Origin of the sequence: Mesorhizobium sp. M5C.F.Ca.IN.020.32.2.1 (assembly GCF_004023105.1) — a bacterium.
GTDB classification, from domain to species: Bacteria; Pseudomonadota; Alphaproteobacteria; order Rhizobiales; family Rhizobiaceae; genus Mesorhizobium; species Mesorhizobium wenxiniae.
Window position 1 is genome coordinate 1 of sequence record NZ_RZSX01000695.1, and the last position, 3,482, is coordinate 3,482.

3 protein-coding genes and 1 pseudogene are annotated in these 3,482 nt (G+C 58.7%); all 4 read left to right on the forward strand.

Annotated features, from left to right (window positions below; translation table 11 throughout):
- A pseudogene (locus EOA86_RS27140) lies at positions 1 to 430 on the forward strand (hypothetical protein); the annotation flags it as partial.
- 46 nt (positions 431 to 476) lie between these two features.
- Positions 477 to 1,505, forward strand: coding sequence for a patatin-like phospholipase family protein (locus tag EOA86_RS27145; RefSeq protein ID WP_091600488.1), 1,029 nt, complete (start codon positions 477 to 479; stop codon positions 1,503 to 1,505).
- Positions 1,506 to 1,509: 4 nt separating this feature from the next.
- Entirely contained in the window at positions 1,510 to 1,758 is a 249-nt protein-coding gene (locus EOA86_RS39610; RefSeq protein ID WP_091600487.1) for a hypothetical protein, read from the forward strand.
- Between the two features lie 423 nt (positions 1,759 to 2,181).
- Positions 2,182 to 3,369: a DUF2235 domain-containing protein gene (locus tag EOA86_RS27150; RefSeq protein ID WP_091600486.1), complete on the forward strand. Its 1,188-nt coding sequence runs from the start codon at positions 2,182 to 2,184 to the stop codon at positions 3,367 to 3,369.
- Positions 3,370 to 3,482 lie beyond the last annotated feature (113 nt).

Below are 3,482 nucleotides of genomic sequence, written 5' to 3' on the forward strand. Positions count from 1 at the left end.
GTCTTGGAATGACCAGACCTATCCTCCCGCCGCGAAGACTATGTCCTCGGGCAAACCTGTCACCGCAGAGGACCTGTTGCGCCGGACAACCTTTTACAAGGTCGGACACCATGGGAGTCATAATGCCACGGTCAAAGCGCTCGGTCTGGAGCGCATGGTCGACCCACGACTAGTAGCCGCGATACCGGTCGTAGAGGCGGTCGCGGCCATTCAAGGTAAGGGTCGAGCGGAACCTGGAAGCGGGTGGAGGATGCCGTTCGAGGAGCTTTACAAGGCGTTGCAGGAAAAGACCAAGGGACGCATCGTTCAGGGCGACGGTAATCCAACCGTCGAAAAACGAGCTTTCCGAAACAACCCGACGTCAGCAAAGCGGCCGGTCAAGATCGAACACAGCGATCTTTTTGTTGAGATGACGTTCGACCTTTCATGATGCCAGCTGCTCGGGTCGGCGGGGAATTCTCAATGGGGGGTATACGATGGTCGTTCTAATCAACGGCGAAACCAAGAAACTTGGAATTGCGCTCTCGGGGGGCGGGTTTCGTGCTGCCGCGTTCCATGTAGGGACGTTTACGGCTCTCCAGGAACTCGACTTACTCGACAAGCTTGATCTCATCAGCTGCGTGAGCGGCGGGAGCGTGGCAGGCGCCTACTTGGCGCTGAATTGGGGCAAACAGGATGTGCTGAAGGGCCTTTCGGACTATCTGCTGACAAAGTCGATCGCCGTCTCTTCGATCATCGGAGGTATCCTGGACCCCTTCGAAACACGCCTGGAGAAGCTTGGCGCAAGCTACGATCGGGATCTGTTCGCGGGTGCACGGCTATCCGCTCTCAGAGATGGTCCACGAATCTATCTCAACGCCACCAACCTGGCCACCGGCAACATGTTTTTCTTTGTTGCAGGCAAGGCATTGGCGCCCGGAGAAGACGCTGGAGAAACGATGGGGGAGCACGAGAGCGGCACCGCGAATGCGAGTAACTATCCAATCAGCTTGGCCGTGGCAGCATCCTCGGCTTTCCCGCCCGTGTTTCCCCCGCTACGGCTCAATGCCGACATCTATCCCAATTCCCTGAGCGAATACGCGACGCTGAGCGATGGAGGCATTTACGATAATCTGGGCGTGAACCCGTTGATGCGAGCGCGGCGCAATCCCGTCGATGTGTGTTTTGTAAGTGATGGCGGCAAGCCGTTCGCCGTGTCCCCTCATCCGACGGAGTCCGGGACAATCGTGCTCAAGGAGGCGATCAACATCATGATGGAGCAGGTAAGAGGTCTTCAATTTGCTCGTCTGCAATTGTCGTACGACGCGAAAAAGGGCCCGAAACCCATCTGGTTTTCAATCGACAGCCGGGTAGGCGAGGAACGGCCTGGCGACGCCGCTTTCGCCTCGCTGGTGGCAACAGATTTAAAGAGATTGGAGGCCGAAGAGCATGAGGTTTTGGTGCGACATGGTCGGGCCCTCACGATGGCACGCGTCAAATCCTATGCACCGGAACTCCTTAAGTAGCAAAGTGTCAAACGCGCCGCCTTGCCGCTTACCCGACACGGACTGCAAGGACGTTATCGTTGGATATATCGCCTCATATTCTATCCAGGACAAGCAGTCCTCAACGCCAAGTGCCTGCCGCGGCGAGATTTGTACCCTCAGTCTCTACATCAGGGACAGCAAGCTCGACTGGGACATCCAGAAGCAAATTTCAGGCACTGGCAAGGCCATCTTCGTGAAGACCTTTGGTGAGCCCGACCCCGAGACCAAGTGATGCGCCATAGTGCCTCCAAATGGCCGCTGCTCTGGGCTGTCGGCGCCGCCATTCTCATATCTGCTCCGGCAAGGGCCCAGGAAGAACCAACGCAACCGAACCCGACACTGAGGTTCAAGCTCGACCGGCGCGACGGGTGCTTCCGCTACATAGGCGATGCCTGTCGAATTCATCGGCCGCTTCAAGACCGGGAGCTACGTCGGCGTGTCCATGATCACCATCGGCCGGCCCACGACCAGCAGCCGCGACTACTCGATCTTGTTCGCGCCTCGTGCCGCTTGGGGCAGTTCAGCCTTTGTCACCATCTGTGGCCGCGTTACCCCACCTTCTTAGCAACCGGACAGAATCTCCGGAGGGCGCTGACTTAGGACCGCTGGACAGCCGCCATATGTCGTGGTCTGTCTTCCTTTTCAAGGAAGCGAAATGGAATCATTATCGGCAGCGGGACCGGGTAAGAAGCGGCTGGCGGTTTTCCTTGATGGAACCTGGAATTCCGTGTCGGACAACACCAATGTCTGGCGCTTGCGCGCCCTGTGTTCAACGAAAGACACCGGAAACCCAGCCCAGCTCGCCTACTATGATATCGGGGTGAACGGAGTCATTGGCGGAGCCTTTGGGAAGGGGCTGCTCAGGAATATCCTTGATGCCTATGAGTGGCTGGTCGAAAACTACAACGATGGTGACGACATCTTCGTGTTCGGCTTCAGCCGTGGCGCCTTCACTGCGCGTTCTCTGACAGGCTTTATCACCAAGTGTGGCCTGTTGAGGCCGGGTGCCCCGTTAAGCGTCAACCAGTTGTTCGCCCGGTACCGCCGACGCGACGCGCTGACCGTGTGGAAGCTTCATGACGACTTGGTCGCAGGCCCGCTGAAGGCCTCTGCCCTGGAAGAACGCTGGATGCTGAAATACTCCCGCCGCGTGCCGATCAAGCTGGTGGCCGTCTGGGACACTGTCGGCGCGCTCGGCATTCCCGCGTTCAGCTGGGAAGGCATCAGTCGGACCAGTTTCCGATTTCTGGACACGGGCTTGAGGGTGCCAATCGAGAATGCGTTTCACGCCCTTGCCCTCGATGAGCATCGCAACAGCTTCATGCCGACGTTATGGACGAAGAGAATCCCTACCGATCCCCAGGCGGTGATCGCACCGCCGCGTCCCTACAGCAGTGTCGAGCAGCGTTGGTTTGCTGGCGCCCACGGTAATGTGGGCGGCGGATACCCGAATGATCTGCTTGCACAGGCTCCTCTCAGCTGGATCATCGAAAAGGCCCGGTCCCACGGTCTCGCGTTCAGGAGCGACATCGAGGTGGACGACGGGGCCCTCGACGCTCCGATTTCAGACTCTTACCGGGAGTTCATGCGCGGCTCCTACGCCATCCTCAGCAAGAGGCATCTTCGGCCCATTGCATCCCCTCCCGGCCGGGACCCGGATGCGACGTACATCAATGTCAATGAGACGATTGATGGCTCGGTCTTCGAGCGGTATCGCCACTCGTCAAGCTACCGGCCCGCCAATTTGGTTGAGTGGTCGACTCGCAAGGGCGTCGATCTTGACGCGGTGATGGGTTGGGTCGATGCCGAACAGCCTGGAAAGGCGGTTGGCGAGATCCACTGACCGCTGAGTGGCGTGCAGTGCCGCCGTCTGCTTCCAGGATCTGGCCGTTCCGGCTGACATGCAGAGCGCGAAAGATGCGCCGTGGGCGGAAATGGAGTAAACGTCGTCCACCT

Bases quoted from the DNA above. Each gene is read 5' to 3' on its own strand.
- EOA86_RS27150 (WP_091600486.1), top strand. From the start codon at position 2,182: ATGGAATCATTATCGGCAGCGGGACCGGGTAAGAAGCGGCTGGCGGTT.
- EOA86_RS27145 (WP_091600488.1), top strand. From the start codon at position 477: ATGGTCGTTCTAATCAACGGCGAAACCAAGAAACTTGGAATTGCGCTC.